This is a genomic window from Niallia sp. M35 (genome assembly GCF_050971705.1).
Taxonomy (GTDB): domain Bacteria; phylum Bacillota; class Bacilli; order Bacillales; family Cytobacillaceae; genus Niallia; species Niallia circulans_A.
In genome coordinates this window covers 94,299-113,311 of the sequence record NZ_JBPCEP010000014.1, presented here as the reverse complement: position 1 = coordinate 113,311, position 19,013 = coordinate 94,299, and the positions used below count along the sequence as shown (strand labels likewise).

20 protein-coding genes are annotated in these 19,013 nt (G+C 36.5%); 18 read left to right on the top strand and 2 right to left on the bottom strand.

The window, feature by feature from the left end:
• Nucleotides 1-111 precede the first annotated feature (111 nt).
• From NiCM35_RS19605 to NiCM35_RS19595, 3 genes are read left to right on the top strand one after another with little or no spacing between them, the layout of a single operon-like run.
• A complete protein-coding gene (locus NiCM35_RS19605; protein WP_433780613.1) occupies nt 112-1,026 on the top strand; it encodes an ROK family protein in 915 nt (304 codons plus the stop codon).
• Complete coding sequence (yicI, locus tag NiCM35_RS19600; RefSeq protein WP_123259228.1) at nt 1,013-3,319, top strand: alpha-xylosidase; 2,307 nt, start codon at nt 1,013-1,015, stop codon at nt 3,317-3,319. The genes NiCM35_RS19605 and yicI overlap by 14 nt, the downstream gene beginning before the upstream one ends.
• A 39-nt stretch (nt 3,320-3,358) precedes the next feature.
• On the top strand, nt 3,359-4,822 hold the full coding sequence (locus NiCM35_RS19595; RefSeq protein ID WP_123257914.1) for a glycoside hydrolase family 1 protein: 1,464 nt from the start codon (nt 3,359-3,361) through the stop codon (nt 4,820-4,822).
• 108 nt (nt 4,823-4,930) lie between these two features.
• On the opposite strand, the gene NiCM35_RS19590 is transcribed toward NiCM35_RS19595, so the two are convergent.
• Nucleotides 4,931-5,647 (bottom strand): LysM peptidoglycan-binding domain-containing protein, encoded by a 717-nt coding sequence (locus NiCM35_RS19590; protein ID WP_341122989.1) that lies wholly within the window; start codon nt 5,645-5,647, stop codon nt 4,931-4,933.
• A gap of 67 nt (nt 5,648-5,714) precedes the next feature.
• Nucleotides 5,715-7,106, bottom strand: a complete 1,392-nt coding sequence (locus NiCM35_RS19585) for an alkaline phosphatase (RefSeq protein ID WP_123257912.1) — start codon at nt 7,104-7,106, stop codon at nt 5,715-5,717.
• 302 nt (nt 7,107-7,408) lie between these two features.
• Here NiCM35_RS19585 and NiCM35_RS19580 point away from each other — a divergent pair, with 302 nt between their 5' ends.
• The 15 genes from NiCM35_RS19580 to xseB all read left to right on the top strand — a co-directional run bounded on the left by NiCM35_RS19580 (nt 7,409) and on the right by xseB (nt 19,010).
• On the top strand, nt 7,409-7,780 hold the full coding sequence (locus NiCM35_RS19580) for a VOC family protein (RefSeq protein WP_123257911.1): 372 nt from the start codon (nt 7,409-7,411) through the stop codon (nt 7,778-7,780).
• Nucleotides 7,781-8,510: 730 nt separating this feature from the next.
• The gene (gene spoIIIAA / locus NiCM35_RS19575; RefSeq protein WP_095332841.1) at nt 8,511-9,437 is read left to right on the top strand and encodes a stage III sporulation protein AA; all 927 of its coding nucleotides are present in this window, start codon (nt 8,511-8,513) and stop codon (nt 9,435-9,437) included.
• Nucleotides 9,438-9,953 carry a stage III sporulation protein SpoIIIAB gene (spoIIIAB, locus tag NiCM35_RS19570; protein ID WP_163186043.1) on the top strand — a complete coding sequence of 172 codons (516 nt, stop codon included), beginning with the start codon at nt 9,438-9,440 and terminating at the stop codon, nt 9,951-9,953.
• Nucleotides 9,954-9,970: 17 nt separating this feature from the next.
• A complete protein-coding gene (gene spoIIIAC / locus NiCM35_RS19565; protein ID WP_016204918.1) occupies nt 9,971-10,177 on the top strand; it encodes a stage III sporulation protein AC in 207 nt (68 codons plus the stop codon).
• 8 nt (nt 10,178-10,185) lie between these two features.
• Nucleotides 10,186-10,581 (top strand): stage III sporulation protein AD, encoded by a 396-nt coding sequence (gene spoIIIAD, locus NiCM35_RS19560; protein ID WP_047941134.1) that lies wholly within the window; start codon nt 10,186-10,188, stop codon nt 10,579-10,581.
• A gap of 32 nt (nt 10,582-10,613) precedes the next feature.
• Nucleotides 10,614-11,846: a stage III sporulation protein AE gene (gene spoIIIAE / locus NiCM35_RS19555; protein WP_095332845.1), complete on the top strand. Its 1,233-nt coding sequence runs from the start codon at nt 10,614-10,616 to the stop codon at nt 11,844-11,846.
• A gap of 15 nt (nt 11,847-11,861) precedes the next feature.
• The gene (gene spoIIIAF, locus NiCM35_RS19550) at nt 11,862-12,494 is read left to right on the top strand and encodes a stage III sporulation protein AF (protein WP_433780609.1); all 633 of its coding nucleotides are present in this window, start codon (nt 11,862-11,864) and stop codon (nt 12,492-12,494) included.
• Complete coding sequence (gene spoIIIAG, locus NiCM35_RS19545; protein ID WP_123257908.1) at nt 12,487-13,140, top strand: stage III sporulation protein AG; 654 nt, start codon at nt 12,487-12,489, stop codon at nt 13,138-13,140. Before spoIIIAF ends, spoIIIAG begins: the two co-directional genes overlap by 8 nt.
• Nucleotides 13,141-13,153: 13 nt before the next feature.
• Complete coding sequence (locus tag NiCM35_RS19540) at nt 13,154-13,711, top strand: SpoIIIAH-like family protein (RefSeq protein ID WP_095332851.1); 558 nt, start codon at nt 13,154-13,156, stop codon at nt 13,709-13,711.
• A gap of 578 nt (nt 13,712-14,289) precedes the next feature.
• A complete protein-coding gene (gene accB / locus NiCM35_RS19535) occupies nt 14,290-14,763 on the top strand; it encodes an acetyl-CoA carboxylase biotin carboxyl carrier protein (RefSeq protein WP_095332853.1) in 474 nt (157 codons plus the stop codon).
• 17 nt (nt 14,764-14,780) lie between these two features.
• Complete coding sequence (gene accC / locus NiCM35_RS19530) at nt 14,781-16,139, top strand: acetyl-CoA carboxylase biotin carboxylase subunit (protein ID WP_047941128.1); 1,359 nt, start codon at nt 14,781-14,783, stop codon at nt 16,137-16,139.
• A 15-nt stretch (nt 16,140-16,154) separates the two neighbouring features.
• Nucleotides 16,155-16,562 carry an Asp23/Gls24 family envelope stress response protein gene (locus tag NiCM35_RS19525; protein WP_095332855.1) on the top strand — a complete coding sequence of 136 codons (408 nt, stop codon included), beginning with the start codon at nt 16,155-16,157 and terminating at the stop codon, nt 16,560-16,562.
• A gap of 274 nt (nt 16,563-16,836) precedes the next feature.
• Entirely contained in the window at nt 16,837-17,229 is a 393-nt protein-coding gene (nusB, locus tag NiCM35_RS19520; protein WP_047941126.1) for a transcription antitermination factor NusB, read from the top strand.
• Between the two features lie 192 nt (nt 17,230-17,421).
• Nucleotides 17,422-18,768 (top strand): exodeoxyribonuclease VII large subunit, encoded by a 1,347-nt coding sequence (gene xseA, locus NiCM35_RS19515; RefSeq protein ID WP_095332857.1) that lies wholly within the window; start codon nt 17,422-17,424, stop codon nt 18,766-18,768.
• Nucleotides 18,769-18,770: 2 nt separating this feature from the next.
• Nucleotides 18,771-19,010, top strand: a complete 240-nt coding sequence (gene xseB, locus NiCM35_RS19510; RefSeq protein ID WP_047941124.1) for an exodeoxyribonuclease VII small subunit — start codon at nt 18,771-18,773, stop codon at nt 19,008-19,010.
• Nucleotides 19,011-19,013: the final 3 nt, after the last annotated feature.

Below are 19,013 nucleotides of genomic sequence, written 5' to 3'. Positions count from 1 at the left end.
AAACATCTGAGGAAATAAAAACTATTTCTTCTTAAAACGACTCTGTTGGAACAAAGCAGAATAGTTTTTCCTATCTTTCTAATGTTTCATCCCTTTAAGGGGAGATTGGTTATGGCTGTGATAAGTTTTGATGTAGGTGGAACATTTGTGAAATATGGACTAATTGAACGCTCTAACATTGTCCAAAAGGGCAAATTCAAAACAGATAGACATGACAAAGAAAGTTTTCTATCTAGTTTGACTGCAAAAATAGTAGATTTGAGCCTATTAGCATCTATTAAAGGGATAGGTATAAGCTTTCCTGGATTTATAGATTCAGTAAATGGAGTTCCTATTCTAGCAGGTGCAATTACTTCTATTAATGGAGTAGATATAGTAAACGAATTAAAGAAAAGATTAACAATAGATTGTCCAATCTATATAGAAAATGATGCGAATTGCGCCGCGCTAGCAGAAAAGTATAACGGTGCAGCAATCGATATTAATGACTTTATTCTCTTAACACTGGGGACTGGAGTTGGCGGCGCGATTTACTATCAGAACCAAACAATAAAGGGCCACTCTTATCGAGCTGGTGAATTAGGCATGATGCTTACAGATTATGGGAGATTCCCAAATAAAACACTTCATGAGTTAGCATCCACAAGCGCACTTATTAGCCTTCATAAGGAAAAATATGGACTCCCGCCTGAAGCGGAAATAGCTGGTGAAGAAATATTTTCTTTAGCAACAGATCATAAAGTAAAAGAGATAATTAGAGAGTGGTGCAAGTACGTTGCAGTAGCGATATTTAATTCTGTCGTTATTTTCAATCCCGAAAAGGTCCTAATTGGAGGCGGCGTAAGTCAAAATCCTGCACTATATCCTTATATAAACGAGGCATTAAACACAATACCATACTGGCAAGATTTCATGGTACCTGTACAAATATGTAAGCATTATAATGATTCGGGCTTATGGGGGGCATATATTTTAGTTGAAAACCATTTAAAGCAAGGGGAGTGTGAAAAGAATGAAATTTCTTAATGGCGGATGGTTAGTTAAAGACGGTTTTGAAGTGAACTATGCTACACATGTGTATTCAACAAGACAATCAAAAAATATCTTAACTTTATATGCTCCTTTTTCCTATATAAATCATAAAGGGGCAACATTAGATGGAGGGATGATGACTGTTGAACTATTCACTCCACATCCAGATATAATTGGTGTCAGAATGTACCATTATAAAGGAACAAAAAAGCTTGAGCCGCATTTTGTTATCAATAAAAAAGAAATTGTTCCAGATATTTCAGAATCGGAATCTACCTATTCTTTTGTTGCCGGGGATTTAAGTGCCATTGTGACAAAGGGAGAAACCTTTACGATTACTTTTAAATATAAGGGACGAATTCTTACAGAAAGCAATCCGAGAAGTAAAGGATATATTAAAGATCCACAGGGAGATTACCATATCAGCGAACAATTGTCTATTGGTGTAGGAGAGAACATTTATGGTTTAGGGGAACGGTTTACCCATTTTGTGAAAAACGGGCAAACAGTCGAAATTTGGAATGCGGATGGTGGGACTGGTACGGAACAGGCATATAAAAATATTCCATTCTACGTAAGCAACAATGGGTATGGTGTATTTGTGAATACTCCAGGCAAAGCTAGTTTTGAAATTGGAAGTGAAAAGGTTTCGAAGGTGCAATTTAGCGTACCTGGTGAAATGATGGAATATTATGTTATTGGTGGCGGAGATCTAAAGCAAGTGTTAGAAAATTATACTGACTTGACAGGGAAACCATCAATGCCACCCGCATGGTCCTTTGGTCTTTGGTTAAGCACTTCCTTTTTAACTGATTATGATGAGAAAACAGTTACTTCTTTTGTTGATGGAATGGCAGAGCATGATATTCCTTTAGAAGTTTTTCATTTTGATTGTTTATGGATGAAAGAATATGAATGGTGTAATTTTACTTGGGATCAAGATATCTTTCCAGAACCTGAAAAGATGTTAGCGAGGTTAAAAGCGAAAGGATTAAAAATCTGTGTGTGGATTAATCCGTATATTGGCCAAAAGTCACCTTTATTTGATGAAGGGATGGCAAAAGGCTACTTCTTAACAAAAGCTAATGGTGATATTTGGCAATGGGATAAGTGGCAAGCAGGAATGGCAATTGTGGATTTTACCAATCCTGCGGCTGTGAAGTGGTATCAGTCCCAGTTAACCTCTTTGCTTGATATGGGAGTCGACTCTTTTAAGACAGACTTTGGCGAACGAATACCAATAGATTGCGTTTATTATGACGGGTCTGATCCGGAAAGAATGCATAATTACTATGCCTATTTGTATAACGAAGTAGTTTATAACCTTTTAGTAGAGGTGCGCGGAAAAGAAGAAGCAGTAGTATTTGCCAGGTCTGCATCCGTTGGTTCGCAAAAGTTTCCGGTACATTGGGGTGGGGATAATACTTCTGATTATCCATCAATGGCTGAGACGCTTCGGGCAGGGTTATCTTTTGGTCTTGGCGGTTTTGGTTATTGGAGTCATGATATCTCAGGATTTGAGGCAGGAGCAACGCCAGATATTTATAAAAGATGGACGCAGTTTGGTTTATTATCTTCCCACAGCCGCTATCACGGAAGCTGGGAGTATAAAGTGCCTTGGATGTATGGAGAAGAGGCAGTGGAGGTTACACGCACCTTTACAAAATTGAAACTGAGTTTAATGCCATATTTAATTGCTCAATCTGTATATACTGCAGAAAAAGGGATACCTATGATGAGACCAATGGTTTTAGAGTTCCCAGATGATATATCCACTCATACTTTAGATCGTCAATACATGCTCGGAGATAATCTATTAGTAGCACCAATTTTTAGAGAAGACGGCAAAGTTAATTTTTATGTCCCAGAGATAAAAGGTGTTTGGACCAATTATTTAACAGGAGAATTATATGAAGGTGGTCATTGGTATGAGCAATCGTATGATTATTTTACACTGCCGTTATTGGTCCGCCCAAATAGCATTATTATCGAAGGAAGCTGCAAGGAACAAGCAGTATATGATTATACGGAAAAGCCGAAGATTCACGTATTTGATTTACATGAAAACCAACTCCTTTCAGCTGCAATATATAGCAAAGATGGGGAAAAACAAGCGAATGTCATGGTATCGAAAAAGCACGGGCGGTATGAAATAGAGGTTACTGGCATAAATAAATATGAAATTATTTTACATGGAGTAACGGATATTCCTCCAGCCCCAGAAGTGAAGGTAGAAAATAATTCCACCCGGATTATTTCATCAAAACAAAAATGGACACTTGGCTAAACGAGTAGAAGGGTTAAGGAAAAGGAAGGGACAGAAGTTATGTACCATAAACAATTGGATGACTTTCCAGCCGATTTTCTATGGGGAGCTGCATCTGCTGCGTACCAAATTGAAGGAGCTTGGAATGTTGATGGAAAAGGACCGTCTATTTGGGATACTTTCTCTAAAATAAAAGGAAAAACATATGAAGGAACAACTGGAGATGTAGCCGTCGATCATTATCATCTATACAAGGATGATGTGAGATTGATGGTAGAAATGGGTTTAAAGGCATATCGCTTTAGCATTTCTTGGAGCAGAGTAATCCCAGATGGAGACGGTCAGGTGAATGAAGCAGGTTTATTATTTTATGAAAGATTAGTAGATGAGTTATTGGTTAATAAGATTGAACCGGTTATCACTCTTTATCACTGGGATTTACCACTATCATTACAGGAGCGCTTTAATGGCTGGGAGTCTCGAGAAACAATTAAAGCCTTTAAAAAATATTGTGAAGTGTTATATCGTAGATTGGGAAAAAAGGTTACTTACTGGGTATCCATGAATGAACAAAATGTTTTCACCACACTTGGTTACCGATGGGCCATACATCCACCTGCGGTTACCGATTTAAAAAGAATGTATGAAGCCAATCATATTATTAATCTTGCAAATGCGGAAGCAATTAAGTTATTTCATGAAATAGTACCGAATGGAAAGATCGGACCAAGTTTTGGGTATGGACCGATGTACCCTTTAAATGCAGATCCAGCTAATGTATTAGCTGCAGAAAATGGCGAGGCATTTAACAATGATTGGTGGCTAGATGTATATTGTAAAGGAACTTATCCAAAGTTTGTCAAGAAACAACTAGAGAGACTTGGAATTGCTCCCACCGTTTTGAAAGAAGATGAAATTTTATTAAAATCCGCTAAACCAGACTTTTTAGGTATTAATTATTACCATGGTGGTACAGCACAGCAAAATCGACTGGAGCTTGCTGACAAGAATGGCGAAAAAGAATTTTCAGGAACTGATCCATATTTAATGCAGCCTAAAAGCGGCCAAGCAGTATCTCCAGAGATTCCGATGTTTAATGCAGTCGACAATCCATATTTGCAAAAGACAGATTGGGGATGGGAAATAGATCCAATTGGTTTTCGAATCGCATTAAGAAGAGTACAGGCAAGATATGATTTACCAATTTTTATTACTGAAAATGGCTTAGGTGCTATTGACACAATCGCTGAGGATGGCCGCATAAAGGATCATTACCGTATTGATTATTTAAAAAAGCATATAATAGAAATGAAAAAAGCAATAACAGATGGAGTGGACATTATCGGGTATTGCGCATGGTCCTTTACTGATTTATTAAGTTGGTTGAATGGATATAAAAAACGTTACGGTTTTGTTTTTGTAAATAGAACGGAGCATGAAGAAAAGGATTTAAGAAGGATACCGAAAGAAAGCTATTATTGGTATAAGCAGCTTATTTTAGAAAATGGTATGTCGATTAAATAGCGGAAAACAACCCCCTGTTTTAAAGAAATTAATAAATATACTTAACTCAAACTTCTATTTCCAAAAAATAAGAGTTTGTCTACAGTCTAAGAGTAGGATAAATATAAATTATCCTACTCTTAGTTTTTGGCCAGGGTAAATTTTGTCTACATTTTTCAATTGATTCCATTCCTTTATTTTTCCCGCACTTGTATGAAAATTTTTTGCTATTCGGCTGACTGTATCTCCTTTTTTCACCACATAATAGACAGCCTTTTGGGATGGTATTTTAATTTTTTGTCCGACATTGATGATATCTTGGTTTTCTATCTGGTTAAAAGCACGTAGAACTTTAATTGTTGTCTCATATTTTCTGCTAATTTGATACAGGGTATCTCCTTTTTTTACAATATATTCTGTATTACGTGAGGGGGTTGTATTAGAATCTGATTCGAAATATGGTAATGGATTGACTGCGTTAGATTTATTGATATTCCAACGACCAATGTGTAATTCAAAGTGCAAATGCTGACCTGTTGATTCTCCTGTACTCCCCATAATGCCAATAACTTGTCCTTTTTTTACATAATCGCCAACCTTCACTTTTCGAGATCCTCTTTTCAAATGCGCATACACTGTTTCATATTCTTGTCCAGATATTTTATGAAGAATCATAATGCATTCTCCGTAACTCGCCGAGTAATAGGATCTGCTGACAATCCCGTCAGCACAAGCTTTAATTGCATTGACGCCATTGTGGGCAAAATCTATCCCAAAATGCATGTTTTTACCAGTTGCACGAAATTCGTTTGATATATATGTCACGGAAGTTGGTTTAGAAAACATATCATATCACCTCATGATAGCATATGATGAAGTGCTTATAATTGGTTGGACTTTCCCTTTTTATTTCTTAGAAGGCATATCCCATAATCGCAGCAATTTTTCTAGGGATATCGGTGTTATCTAAAACACCATGAAATTCTTCTGCTCCTGTCCCAACTGCAAATACAACAATCATATTGCTTGTATGGCCGCCTGTTGAACTAAGCTGCTGGGTGAGTGAATCTACAATTCCTGCATGATAATGGTTCGCGATAATAGTGCCAATTTTCCAGTCCATTTGTTGTTCTCGATATACTTGTCCGTTATTTACTTTCGGATTTATTTGCAGCTGAAGCAGCTCATCTTTCCTGAGGTCTATTCCAGCATAGTCTTTAAAAACTTTCTTTATGCTTTTTGCCGTATAGCCATTATTTGTTTTTTTCTTTATTAATTGCTGAGCCATATAATGAGGGGACGCTGAAACCTTTTTTAAACCACTAATATCTAACGCTTCTGTAGCAGATATGCCCATTGTTTCGTGATCTGCTGCAACAACAACCAATGTATCGTTTCTTTTCTTCGCCCATTCCACACAGTACTTAACCACTTCATCAAATGCAACTGTTTCTTTCCATATACCAGTTATATCAGAAGCATGTGAGGCGTGATCTATTCGACCTCCTTCAATCATTGCAAAAAATCCTTTTTGTTCACTTGATAGCACGTCTAATCCCTTTTTCGTCATTTCCTCTAATGTTGGTTCGGTTGTTTTGATATGACTTCTATCAAGTTGAAAATTCAAATGAGCATCACCGAATAATCCAAGCCATTTTTGGGACTTCGTTTTTTCTAATTCCTCAGCAGTTGTTAGAAAATCATATCCAGCTTTTTTATAAGCATCTATAAGATCTGTTCCCCGTTTATCCTTATGAGTAAAATATTTTTTGCCTCCTCCCATGATAATATCCACCTTATTACTCAATTGTTGTTTAGCAATTTCCTCCTGATCAGCCCATCTATTATTGACGCTTGCGGTAAAGCTGGCAGGTGTGGCATCTGTAACAGAATTTGTTGTGATGATGGCCGTTTTTTTTCCATCTCTTTTAAATTTGTCTAAAATACTATCTACATTTTTTCCTTCTGCTGTAATACCAATCATTCCATTATTTGTTTTCCTTCCAATGGCAAGAGCTGTCCCTCCGGCAGCAGAGTCTGTTACCCGATTATTGCTAGATGAAGTATGAACAATGGCGGTATGGGGAAGCGTTTCTATAAAAAGTCTCCCATTTGCTCCATGTTCAAATAATCGAGCAATCTCCATTTGTCCAACTCCCATACCATCGCCGATGAGCAAGATAACATTCTTTGGTTTCCTCTTTTGTTCCTTACTGAAAGCAGGCTTTTCTGTTCTTGGTTGCATGGAAAGAACAAGAACAAAACTTAGACTTATGGAAATAAAGACGAGAAGCAGCTTTTTCATGTTTTTTTCCCTCCCTACTTTTGGTTTTTAATTAGGTATAGCATTTGAAAAAAAGTGGTTTTTTAACCATGTATAACTCAATTGTCTGAAGTCAGCAGATTTTTGTATGTAGTGGAGGTTAGGATAGACGTTCTTTCCCAAAGAATGCATAAATGGCAGAATGTATGATAAAGAGAGTCTACTCTTGGGAAATCAGCTGAAATTCCTTGCAAGGTAGGGATAAACTGCAATAATCAGAAGGAGAAACGTAGATAGAAAGGGAATTATTTAGTTTATCGGAGTAAATAAAGGGAGAGAAGATTATGAGTAAATCATTTATTGAACAAGTACATTATATTAGAATTCCTGTAAAAGATTTAGAACTGTCTGCAAGATGGTATAGAGATGTATTAGGGCTCCAGTTACTAAACAATACGGGGGAACTTGCTATTTTAAAAGTAAATGAAGGACCTTTCTTACTTATCTTAGTTCCTACCAACGATGAAACATTTGCACATTTTACAATTGATAATGAAGAAGAATTTAGCATTGGCTTTACAAGTCCACAGTTATCTGAGTTTCATCAACACTTAATGGACAATCAAGTTAAGGTAGAGGATATAAAGGAAGACAATGGTCACTTCTTTTTCCATTTTTATGACCCAAATGGTAATAAGCTTCAAGTCCACTGGTAAGATGAACATAAATTAAATTATCTTTTCCTTAATGAAATAAGATGAGGGTGGGACAAAACAAAATAAATAATGGATAAAGACGAACAATCTAAATTTAGTGGTGAATCCAATTCGTTCCATTGCGTTACAGACACTCCCTTTCCGCGGGGAGCAACCTAAGCCTCCTCGGCAAGCCTGTGGGGTCTTAGGCTTTGCTCTATTTCCCGCAGGAGTTGAGTGTCTTCCACTCCATTTCACTCCGTTTTTAAAGAGTATTTTCGTTCCAACATTTTTTTCAAAAGAAAATAAATGGAGCAGCCTGAATACACGGAGACTCCTATGGGAGCTGCGAGAAAGTCCAAGACCCCGCAGGAATGAGGAGGCTTGGCGCTCGCCCCATGGAAAGCGAAGTGTATTCAGGCTGCGGGTGATTACCACATACCTTCTTTCTTAAAATAATAAAAAAACACAAACAATTATACGAATTTTTTTTAGTGTGTACGTATAATTGTTCGGGGTTAGATTTGGTTGAAATACTTATGTCCCACTCCCATATTTTTTTGCCTGAAAAAACAACCTTCGAATACTTGTACCTCAACCATTCTCCTAAAAACAATCAGAAAAAATAGCTGAATTAATGGGGAGATGACATAAAAAATGAAGACAAGCATACATTTTAATAAGTCATCCTATATATGTCATTACAAAGCAGCCAATCTAAACTAGGAAATTTCATTAAGGAGGAACTATTGTGAATACTATCTATTCTTTTTTGCCTAAAGCAATCGAAAATCTTATTCTCACAATCCCTCCATCAGAAAGATTAGGGATGGAAGAGATTCGAGTACGCATAGGTAGACCTTTAGAAGTATTTATAAATGGACGGTCTATCTTTTTTCCGTTTATTGTTTCGAAAGAGGATGGAAACCAATTATTGAATAAAATCAGCCAGTATTCCGTTTATACAATGGAAGAAGAATTGAAAAGAGGATATATCACGGTTCAAGGTGGACATCGGATTGGCCTAGCAGGCAAGGTCATTTTACAAGATAGCAAAGTTAAGGCAATAAGGGACGTAGCATCTTTTAATATTCGAATTGCAAAGGAGCAAATTGGCATAGCAAATCCATTTATTCCTTATTTATATGATAAAGGGAAATGGCGTCATACGATGATTATTGGTCCTCCACAGACCGGGAAAACGACTTTATTGAGAGATATTGCTAGATTGATTTCATCGGATGCGGATAATTCTTTAATAAAACCAGCAAAAGTAGGAATTGTGGATGAGCGATCTGAAATTGCCGGATGCCTGGATGGTATTCCACAAATGACATTTGGTCCTCGTGTAGATGTACTGGATGCTTGTCCAAAAGCAGAAGGAATGATGATGATGATTCGCTCCATGAGTCCAGACGTCCTCATAGTGGATGAGGTTGGTCGGAAAGAGGATGAAGAAGCAATACTAGAAGCAGTCAATGCAGGTATTCAATTAATAATGACAACACATGGTTCAAGCTTGGAAGAAGTAAAAAAACGACCAATGCTTTCTAGCATGATAAAAATGGGCATATTCGAACGATATATTGAATTAAATAGAAGGAAAGGTCCTGGGACTGTAACAGCGATAAAAAATGGACAAGGCCAGTTATTGATGGATGAAATGAAGGTGAAATAAATGATTAAAATAATTGGGGCAATCTTGATCCTTGCTTCTACAAGCTGGGGTGGAATGGAATTTTCCAAGCTATTAAGTCAAAGACCGAAGCAAATACGCGCATTAAAATCTGCCCTGCAATCTTTGGAAGCGGAGATTATGTATGGACATACCCCCTTGCATGAAGCAAGCAGACGCTTAGCTGAACAATTAAATGAACCATTACGTTCCTTTTTTGCCGGTTTTGCAGAACGCTTGCTTAAAGAGGATACAACGGTGAAAGAGGCATGGACAGCCTCTTTGCATGAGATTTGGAAAAAAACAGCGATGAAGGATTCAGAATTAGAAATTATGAAACAATTTGGAGAAACATTAGGAAGGCATGATCGTTTTTCTCAGCAGAAGCAGATCATGTTAACACTTACCCATCTGGAAAGAGAAGAAGAGGAAGCAAGGGAAATACAAGGGAAATATGAAAAAATGATAAGGAGCTTAGGATTTCTTTCGGGTCTGCTGATTGTCATTTTATTGATGTAGTTTAGGAGGAGACTTTTATGGGTTTAGAGGTCGATATTATATTCAAAATCGCTGGTGTTGGAATCGTTGTTGCTTTTTTACACACAATCCTCGACCAAGTCGGCAAAAAAGAATATGCACAGTGGGTCACATTATTTGGATTTATTTACATTCTATTTATGGTAGCGAATATTGTAAATGACTTATTCCAGAAAATTAAAGCAGTATTTTTATTCCAAGGGTAAGGGAGGATATCATCATTGAAATTCTTCAAATAGTTGGAATTGCACTTGTTTCCACATTTTTAGCACTTGTTGTAAAAGAACAAAAGCCAAATATCGCCTTTTTATTAGTTGTTTTTGTCGGGTGTGCCATCTTTCTTTTTCTTGTAGACCAAATAGCTGCAATCATTCAAATGGTGGAAAGGATAGCATTGAATGCAAAAGTAAATACCGTTTATGTCGAAACGATTCTAAAAATAATTGGTATTGCCTATATTGCAGAATTTGCTGTGCAAATTACAAAAGATGCTGGACAAGGATCGATAGCATCTAAGATTGAACTAGCAGGGAAGATATTGATATTGGCAATGGCTGTTCCGATTTTAACCGTCTTAGTAGAAACTATTTTAAATATGATTCCCAATTAACTTAGGAAACCGCTTATTTCGAGGTGAAAAAATTGAAAACAAAGTTGAAAGTCGTCCTACTCGTTATGGCAGCTCTCTTTTTTCTATATCAACCGATTGTACAAGCCTCACCTCATGAATCACAAGACTCACAAGAAGCAGAAGCAGCAGAAGAAATAAAGGAAGAAGGAATGGACCCCACAAAAATAGTTGAATCTCAACTAGAATCTCTGGATCTTAATGAATTAACAACTTTTTGGGATTCCATCAAAACAGAGTATGGTGGATTTCTGCCAGAAAGTCAAAAAGGCAGTCTATATGATTTTATGACAGGGGATAAAAGCTTTGATTTACAAGGCTTCTTCCATGGGATACTTCAATTTGCTTTCCACGAGATTATTGTAAATGGCAAATTATTAGGTTCGTTAATTCTACTGACTATTTTTAGTGTCATGCTTCAAATGCTTCAGAATTCATTTGAGAAAAGCTCCATCAGTAAGGTAGCATACGCGATTGTCTTTATGGTTTTAATAATTCTTGCATTAAATAGCTTCCATGTTGCTATCACTTATGCAAGTGATGCTATTTCGAAAATGACCCATTTTATATTAGCCTTTGTCCCGTTATTGCTTGCCCTTATGGCAGCCTCTGGCGGCGCCATATCTGCTGCCTTCTTTCATCCAGTTATCTTATTTTTGATGAATACAAGCGGTATGTTAATTGAATATATTGTGCTGCCCCTATTATTCTTATCAACCCTGCTTCATGTTGTCAGCAGTTTGTCCGAGCAATATAAAGTTACTCAGCTCGCCAATTTGCTGCGTAATATTAGCATTGGGATTTTGGGTATTTTCTTAACAATCTTCTTAGGAGTAATTTCTGTGCAAGGAGCATCATCTGCAATCACAGATGGAATTACAATTAAAACAGCTAAGTTTGTAACTGGTAATTTCATCCCGGTGATTGGACGGATGTTTACCGATGCAACAGATACGGTCATTAATGCTTCATTATTATTAAAAAACACGGTTGGAATCGCAGGAGTTGTTATTCTCCTTCTTCTCGTAGCATTTCCTGCCATAAAGATTTTAATGATTTCCTTTATCTATAAATTTGCAGCAGCCATTCTCCAGCCAATTGGCGGCGGGCCAGTTATTAAATGTTTAGATGTTATTAGTAAAAGTGTCATTTATGTCTTTGCGGCACTTGCAATTGTATCCCTAATGTTTTTTCTAAGCATTACAGTGATCATTGTTGCCAGTAATCTGACGATGATGGTTAGGTAAAAAGGGGGCGAAAGAATGAATTTTATTACAGAATGGGTAACAAATATTATTCTCTTTATACTGTTAGCAACGGTTGTGGATATGCTATTGCCTAACTCTACTTTTCAGAAATATGCAAAGATGGTCGCAGGCCTGCTCCTAATAACCGTCATTTTAACACCTGTATTTAAGCTGATATCCAGTGACTTTGAAGCCGTGTTTTCAGCTAGTGCAATGGGTGAACCTGAACAAAAAAATATGAATAATTCCATTGATTTAAAAAAAAGAGAAATACAAGCCTCACTTGATGAATATACATTAAATAAAATGGCTGTCCAATTAAAAGAGGATGCAAATGAGGAGTTGATAGCAAATTACGGAATGGAGATTAATTCAATTCAATTATCAATTGACAAAGAAAAGGAGGGTGGCTTTCCTGCAAATCTAACTGAAATGGTTATTCATATGAAGGAAAGCCAGGATCCCAATAATGTTGTGGAAGCTGTAAGCCCTGTTCGAATTGATACACAGCAACCTCTTCTTGATAAAAAGGAAACAAAACAAATGGACACAGAAAGTATTATTTCCTTTCTTTCTGAAAAGTGGGAAGTGCGAAATGATGCAATTGTAATTATGTACGAAGGAGGGGAGGAGGGGAAAAATGGATAAAAAGGACAAAGGGCCATTAAGCTGGTTGAAAAATATTCTGTCAAATGACGGAAACGAAAAAAAACAAGGGAAAACCACTTATATTGTCATCGTTGTATTATTTGGAGTCGCCATTATGCTGTTAAGCAATATGTTCTTTAAAGACAATAATAAAGCTCAAGAAGTCGCTGCTTATAATAATGAAGCTTCTTCTGAAGAGGCGGAAGAGACATTTGGGCAAAAAGCCAATAGTAGTAATTTAACTATTGCTGATTATGAAGAACAATATAAAAAAGAAATTAAAGAAGCAATATCAGCGATAGCAGGGGTTAAGGATGCAATTGTCTATGTAAATATAGAGGGATCAGAAAAGAAAGTATATGAAAAAAACCAATCCCAAACGATCCAGAAAACAGAAGAAAAGGATACACAGGGAGGTAATCGAAATGTGGAAGAAACATCGAATGAAGAAACAGTTGTATTAGTACCAAATGGAGATAAACAAGTTCCGATTGTAGTGGAGACGATGAAACCTAAAATAGCCGGGGTTCTCGTTGTTGCAAAAGGAGCTGGAGATATAAAAGTAAAAACAATGATTGTTGAAGCAGTTACTCGGGCGCTGGATGTTCCTAGTCATAGAGTTTCTGTACAACCTAAACAAAACTAAGGGGGAAGAATAGATGTTATTAAAAAAGCAAACGGTATGGTTGTTAACAATGTTAAGCTTGGTAGTTGTGTTGTCGGTATACTATATTACTTCACCGGAATCCCGATTAAATGAATTTGCAGCAACAGAGGAAGATAATAATAAAGCAAAGAGCAATGATGCAGAAGAAGCAGCCAAAGATAGCAAAGGAGAAAGCACAGTTACTACTACAGATTCTGAAGCAGTATTTGAACAAATGCGCCTAGATTTAATGGAACAACGTGACAAAATGAAAGAAGAGTTAGTAACCATTCAAGGATCTAAAGATAAAACAGCAGAAGAAAAAAATGAAGCTACTGAAAAAATCAATGAACTTCAAGAAATGACAGATAATGAAAAGATAATGGAAAGCCTTATTAAAGCAGAAAACTATGATGATGTACTTGTTCAGACTGCTGATGATGGCACAGTAAAAGTAACAGTGAAAGCAGAAGAACTTTCCGCAGATGCTGCCAATGAAATCGTTCAGCTTGTCCGCAAAAATATGGATGCACCAAATGCAAATGTTGCGGTAAAAATTGATCCGAAATAAATAGAGATATGAAGCAGCAAGGACAAGAAGAGGGGAAAAGCGAATAGTACGTTTAAAACTGTAGATCACTGCTAGTAAGTGACTACAGTTTTTTAAATAGATCAGCACGAGTAGCAGGAAGATAATGAAGCTTTCTCCTCAACATATCTTATCTCTTTGGAGAAATTCAGTTAAGCGTATTTGAAAGTGAGATTAGATAATTCGAAGAGCAGCAGTCTCATTTAAGAAAATAGCATGGAATTTTAAAACGACGGTTATGAGGGGAAAACTTCCGATATTCTTTCAGAAGCTTTCCTCCTCACGATAATTAATTTTTGCTCTTTTTTTAAAGTAAATATAATAGTAAGCGATTTCGGATAATTGGTCAGCTTTAATTAGTTATTTTAAAAAGATAGTGGTATGATAAGTAGGTAGAAAGAGAGATGATTTCCTACAGATTTAGCTTTCTGAGAAAAATTTGAAAAAAGATTTAGTAGCAAAAAAGTCATGTTTTAAAGATGCATATTGAATTATCATAAGGTCTTATCGTATGATATTAGTATCTAGTCCTAATAGAATGATTTAAGGGGTGCAATTATATGTTAAAGATTTCAGAAATAAAAGAACTAATAAAATTAATAGATGAATCGACTATTAGCAATTTTTTATATGAACAAGATGGTGTGAAAGTTGAAATTCAAAAGAACGTTGGGGAAATAGTAGCACAAGCTCCAGTTGTGACAAAAACCATTCAACAACAAGAAGCCAAAGCAACAAAAGAGGTAGCAGTAGAAAGTGTAGTTGCAGACACACCTGTTAAATCAAGTGATGATAACTTACATAAAATTACTTCTCCAATGGTAGGAACTTTTTATCAATCAGCCTCTCCAGACTCTCCTTCATTTGTAAAAGTGGGGGATAAGGTTACAAAGGATTCTGTTGTTTGTATCGTAGAAGCGATGAAGCTATTTAACGAAATTACAGCAGAAGTAGATGGCGAAATTGTAGAAATCCTTGTAAAAGATGGAGAACTTGTTGAGTACGGGGAACCATTATTCCTAGTAAAGGCGTAACAAAGAGGGGTTAATCCATGATAAAAAAACTATTAATCGCAAATAGAGGAGAAATAGCTGTTCGTATTATCAGAGCTTGTCGGGAGCTGGATATTCAAACGGTAGCTATATACTCAGAAGCAGATCGTGAGGCTTTACATGTCCAAATCGCAGATGAAGCATATTGTGTTGGACCAAAAGCTTCAAAAGACAGTTATTTAAACTTTACAAACATAATTAGTGTAGCAACTTTAACAGGATGTGATGCTATCCATCCTGGATATGGTTTTTTAGCAGAGAACGCTGACTTTGCAGAACTTTGCAGAGATTGCAAAATCACGTTTGTAGGACCTAGTCCAGAGGCTATTAATAAAATGGGGACAAAAGATGTTGCAAGAGAAACAATGCGTCAGGCAGGTGTGCCAATTGTACCTGGTTCCCAAGGCATTATTAAAGATGTAGAAGAGGGAATGGAATTAGCAAAAGAAATAGGATATCCAGTAATTATTAAAGCTACAGCAGGTGGCGGTGGTAAAGGTATCCGTGTAGCCAAAACAGAAGAAGAGTTGATTAAGGGGATTAACATTACCCAGCAAGAAGCATTAACGGCGTTTGGAAATGCAGGTGTATATTTAGAAAAATATATCGAGGACTTCCGCCATGTTGAGGTACAAGTGCTTGCTGATAATTATGGGAATGTCATTCACTTGGGCGAAAGAGATTGCTCGATTCAGCGAAGATTACAGAAGCTGTTGGAAGAAACACCATCTCCAGTATTAACTGAAGAAATGCGGGCGAAAATGGGAGATGCTGCTGTAAAAGCTGCAGCTGCAGTAAATTATACAGGTGCAGGAACTGTTGAATTTATCTTTGATTATCAGAATCAAGCATTTTACTTCATGGAAATGAATACTCGTATTCAAGTAGAACACCCAGTAACAGAAATGGTAACAGGTATTGATTTAATTAAAGAACAAATACTAGTTGCATCAGGTAAACCTCTTGAACATAATCAAAAGGATGTTACATTTACTGGCTGGGCAATTGAATGCCGTATCAATGCAGAAAATCCTGCGAAAAATTTCATGCCTTCACCAGGGAAAATTAAGATGTATTTACCGCCAGGTGGTTTAGGAGTACGTATTGATTCAGCTGCTTATCCTGGTTACACGATCCCTCCGTACTATGATAGTATGATTGCGAAAGTGATTGCCTATGGATCTACTAGACAAGAAGCTATTTCCCGCATGAAACGAGCACTGAGTGAATTTGTAATCGAAGGTGTCGATACGACGATTCCGTTTCACTTAAATCTCCTTAATCATGAAAAGTTTGTGGCAGGCAACTTCAACACAAAGTTTTTAGAAATGTATGATTTAATGAAATCAGAAGATTAAAAGGAGGAATAGGTAATGAGCGAAACAACAAGTTTAGAAATGAACCAAGAGTATACTGGTCTAGGAAAAGTAGAAATTGCTCCTGAAGTAATTGAGGTTATCGCAAGTATTGCTGCTTCTGAAGTAGAAGGTGTTGCACAAATGAGAAGCAATTTTGCATCTGGTGTTGTGGAAAAGTTCGGGAAAAAGCTCCATAACAAAGGTATAAAAGTCGACCTCAGTGAAGAAGGAATAAAAGTGGAAGTATTTTGTGTAATGAATTTTGGTGTATCTATTCCTCATGTTGCTCAGCAAATTCAAGATAACATTCGTCAAACGTTAATCAATATGACTGGCTTGGAAACAGAGGAAGTAAATATTCATATTGTTGGTGTTCAGTTCGAAACAGCAAAACAAGAACCTGAATTACAGCAAGAAATGTAAGGAATATTACTCCCGAAAATTAGCATAGAATGACTTTAAATAACAAAGGCTGAACAGGAAAGAACAAAATAGTAACTAATAGGTCTTACTCTTAGTTGCTATAAGTTTTTTCTATGGACAGTCTTTGTTTTTGTGAGAATGACCAGAATAGTAAACTAATTATAGGTTTTTTTCTTGTAAGATAGAGTTTTGTTTTTATTTATGCTATTATTCATGTAGCATAGCTAAATAGGTTGTCTTAAACCTATGGAAGGATTTTAAAGGAGCTTAAATAATGAAGAGAAGAACTGCCAGAGAAAAGGCCTTACAGGCACTATTTCAAATTGATATTAGTGATATAGACAAAGAAACAGCAATAGAGCATGTATTAGAAGGAGAAAAATCTGATCCCTACCTTACAAAATTAGTGGATGGGGTATTAAATAATCAAGTTTCTATTGATGAAACCATAAAGCAATATTTAGAAAATTGGACGTTAGAAAGAATTGCAAATGTAGACCGAAACATTCTACGTCTTGCCACATATGAAATGATTTATGGACAAGCAGATGATGTACCTGTAAATGTTGCGATTGATGAAGCTGTTGAGATTGCCAAACTTTATGGTGATGATCAATCTGGTAGATTTGTTAATGGATTATTATCAAAGATAAAAGAAAATCAGTAATATTAAGAGAAACGTTGGTTTGATGAAAAAGACTGATTAGTGGACAATGTAAATCTATTTTGGAATATCAGCAAATATGATTTGTTATCATCCTAAATTGTTTCCTTCTATAACCTATAAACATGAATGATTAAGGGATGTGGTGTACGATACTACACCCCTTTTTCCATCCTGTATAAGGAGTTTTTATAAATGGAATCACGGTATTTAACGGTACATGCTTTGACGAAATACATAAAAAGAAAATTTGATGCAGATCCTCATTTACAGCAAGTCATGGTAAAAGGCGAAATATCCAATTTTAAGCAACATTCAAGTGGGCATATGTATTTCACCTTAAAAGACGAGAAAGCCAGAATTTTAGCAGTTATGTTTGCCCGGAATAATCAGCAAATGAAGTTTACGCCTGAAAATGGGATGAAAGTGCTGATTAAAGCAAGTGTTACCGTTTATGAATCAAGCGGGCAATATCAAATGTATGTGGTGGATATGCAGCCAGATGGCATTGGTCAGCTCTATCTTGCTTATGAACAGTTGAAAGCTAAATTGGAACAAGAAGGATTGTTTCTTGCAGACCATAAACAGGCAATCCCTAAATATCCGAAAACCATTGGTGTTATTACCTCACCGACCGGAGCTGCGATTAGAGACATTATTACAACCATTAAAAGACGCTACCCTATTGCAAACATCCAAATCTATCCTGCGTTAGTACAAGGTGAAGCAGCGGCTCCTTCTATTGTAAAGGCAATTCAACGGGCGAATGAACAGGAGTCTCCTGCAATTGATGTCCTCATAGTAGGCAGGGGCGGCGGTTCCATTGAAGAATTATGGGCTTTTAATGAAGAAATCGTTGCCAGAGCCATTTTTACTTCCAGAATTCCCATTATTTCTGCTGTCGGTCACGAAACAGACTTTACCATTGCAGATTTCGTTGCAGATATGCGTGCACCGACACCAACTGGTGCAGCAGAGCTTGCTGTTCCTCATATCGATGAGCTAGTTGAACGAATTTATTCTAGACAAAGCCGTTTAATAAGAGGGATAAAAGAAAAAGTAGAATTGCAAAAGTTACGTTTAAATAGAATTCAACGTTCCTATGCTTTTCGTTATCCTAAGGTTTTATACGATCAAAAAATGGAGCAATTAGACAAACAGACAGAATTATTAATACGAAATGTACAAAGAGTTTTTGAGCAAAAGAATAATCAGCATCAATTAATACAAAAGCAGCTAGTAAGAAATCACCCACATCAATATGTGATGAAGGCACAACAAGATTTGGCTAATTTACAAAAAAATATGATTCGTAATACGGAGCTAATTCTTCAAACTAAAAAGCAGTCTTTTCTTTCGACAATAGGAAAGATGGATGCATTAAGTCCGTTGAAGATAATGGAAAGAGGCTACAATGTAGCATATGATCAAAATGGGAAATTAATAGCCAGTATAAAGCAAGTTAAGCCTAAGGAGCATATTGAATTAAACTTGGCCGATGGTACGGTACAGGCAGAAATTATGGAGATAAAGGAGAGATAAACATGGCAACTAATCGAGAAAATAAGCCAACCTTTGAAGAAGCGATGGAAGAATTAGAACGAATCGTTGAAAAACTAGAAGAAGGAGACGTTCCTTTAGAAGAGGCTATCAACACGTATAAAAAAGGAATGGAGCTTTCTAAATACTGTCATGAAAAATTAAAAAATGTCGAAGAACAATTAGCGGAAGTAGTGCTAGAAAACGGCAAAAAACAACCTTTTTCTATCGCTGAGGAGGAATAACAC

Bases quoted from the DNA above. Each gene is read 5' to 3' on its own strand.
- NiCM35_RS19605 (WP_433780613.1), top strand. From the start codon at position 112: ATGGCTGTGATAAGTTTTGATGTAGGTGGAACATTTGTGAAATATGGA.
- yicI (WP_123259228.1), top strand. From the start codon at position 1,013: ATGAAATTTCTTAATGGCGGATGGTTAGTTAAAGACGGTTTTGAAGTG.
- NiCM35_RS19595 (WP_123257914.1), top strand. From the start codon at position 3,359: ATGTACCATAAACAATTGGATGACTTTCCAGCCGATTTTCTATGGGGA.
- NiCM35_RS19590 (WP_341122989.1), bottom strand. From the start codon at position 5,647: ATGTTTTCTAAACCAACTTCCGTGACATATATATCAAACGAATTTCGT.
- NiCM35_RS19585 (WP_123257912.1), bottom strand. From the start codon at position 7,106: ATGAAAAAGCTGCTTCTCGTCTTTATTTCCATAAGTCTAAGTTTTGTT.
- NiCM35_RS19580 (WP_123257911.1), top strand. From the start codon at position 7,409: ATGAGTAAATCATTTATTGAACAAGTACATTATATTAGAATTCCTGTA.
- spoIIIAB (WP_163186043.1), top strand. From the start codon at position 9,438: ATGATTAAAATAATTGGGGCAATCTTGATCCTTGCTTCTACAAGCTGG.
- spoIIIAC (WP_016204918.1), top strand. From the start codon at position 9,971: ATGGGTTTAGAGGTCGATATTATATTCAAAATCGCTGGTGTTGGAATC.
- spoIIIAF (WP_433780609.1), top strand. From the start codon at position 11,862: ATGAATTTTATTACAGAATGGGTAACAAATATTATTCTCTTTATACTG.
- spoIIIAG (WP_123257908.1), top strand. From the start codon at position 12,487: ATGGATAAAAAGGACAAAGGGCCATTAAGCTGGTTGAAAAATATTCTG.
- NiCM35_RS19540 (WP_095332851.1), top strand. From the start codon at position 13,154: ATGTTATTAAAAAAGCAAACGGTATGGTTGTTAACAATGTTAAGCTTG.
- accB (WP_095332853.1), top strand. From the start codon at position 14,290: ATGTTAAAGATTTCAGAAATAAAAGAACTAATAAAATTAATAGATGAA.
- accC (WP_047941128.1), top strand. From the start codon at position 14,781: ATGATAAAAAAACTATTAATCGCAAATAGAGGAGAAATAGCTGTTCGT.
- NiCM35_RS19525 (WP_095332855.1), top strand. From the start codon at position 16,155: ATGAGCGAAACAACAAGTTTAGAAATGAACCAAGAGTATACTGGTCTA.
- nusB (WP_047941126.1), top strand. From the start codon at position 16,837: ATGAAGAGAAGAACTGCCAGAGAAAAGGCCTTACAGGCACTATTTCAA.
- xseA (WP_095332857.1), top strand. From the start codon at position 17,422: ATGGAATCACGGTATTTAACGGTACATGCTTTGACGAAATACATAAAA.
- xseB (WP_047941124.1), top strand. From the start codon at position 18,771: ATGGCAACTAATCGAGAAAATAAGCCAACCTTTGAAGAAGCGATGGAA.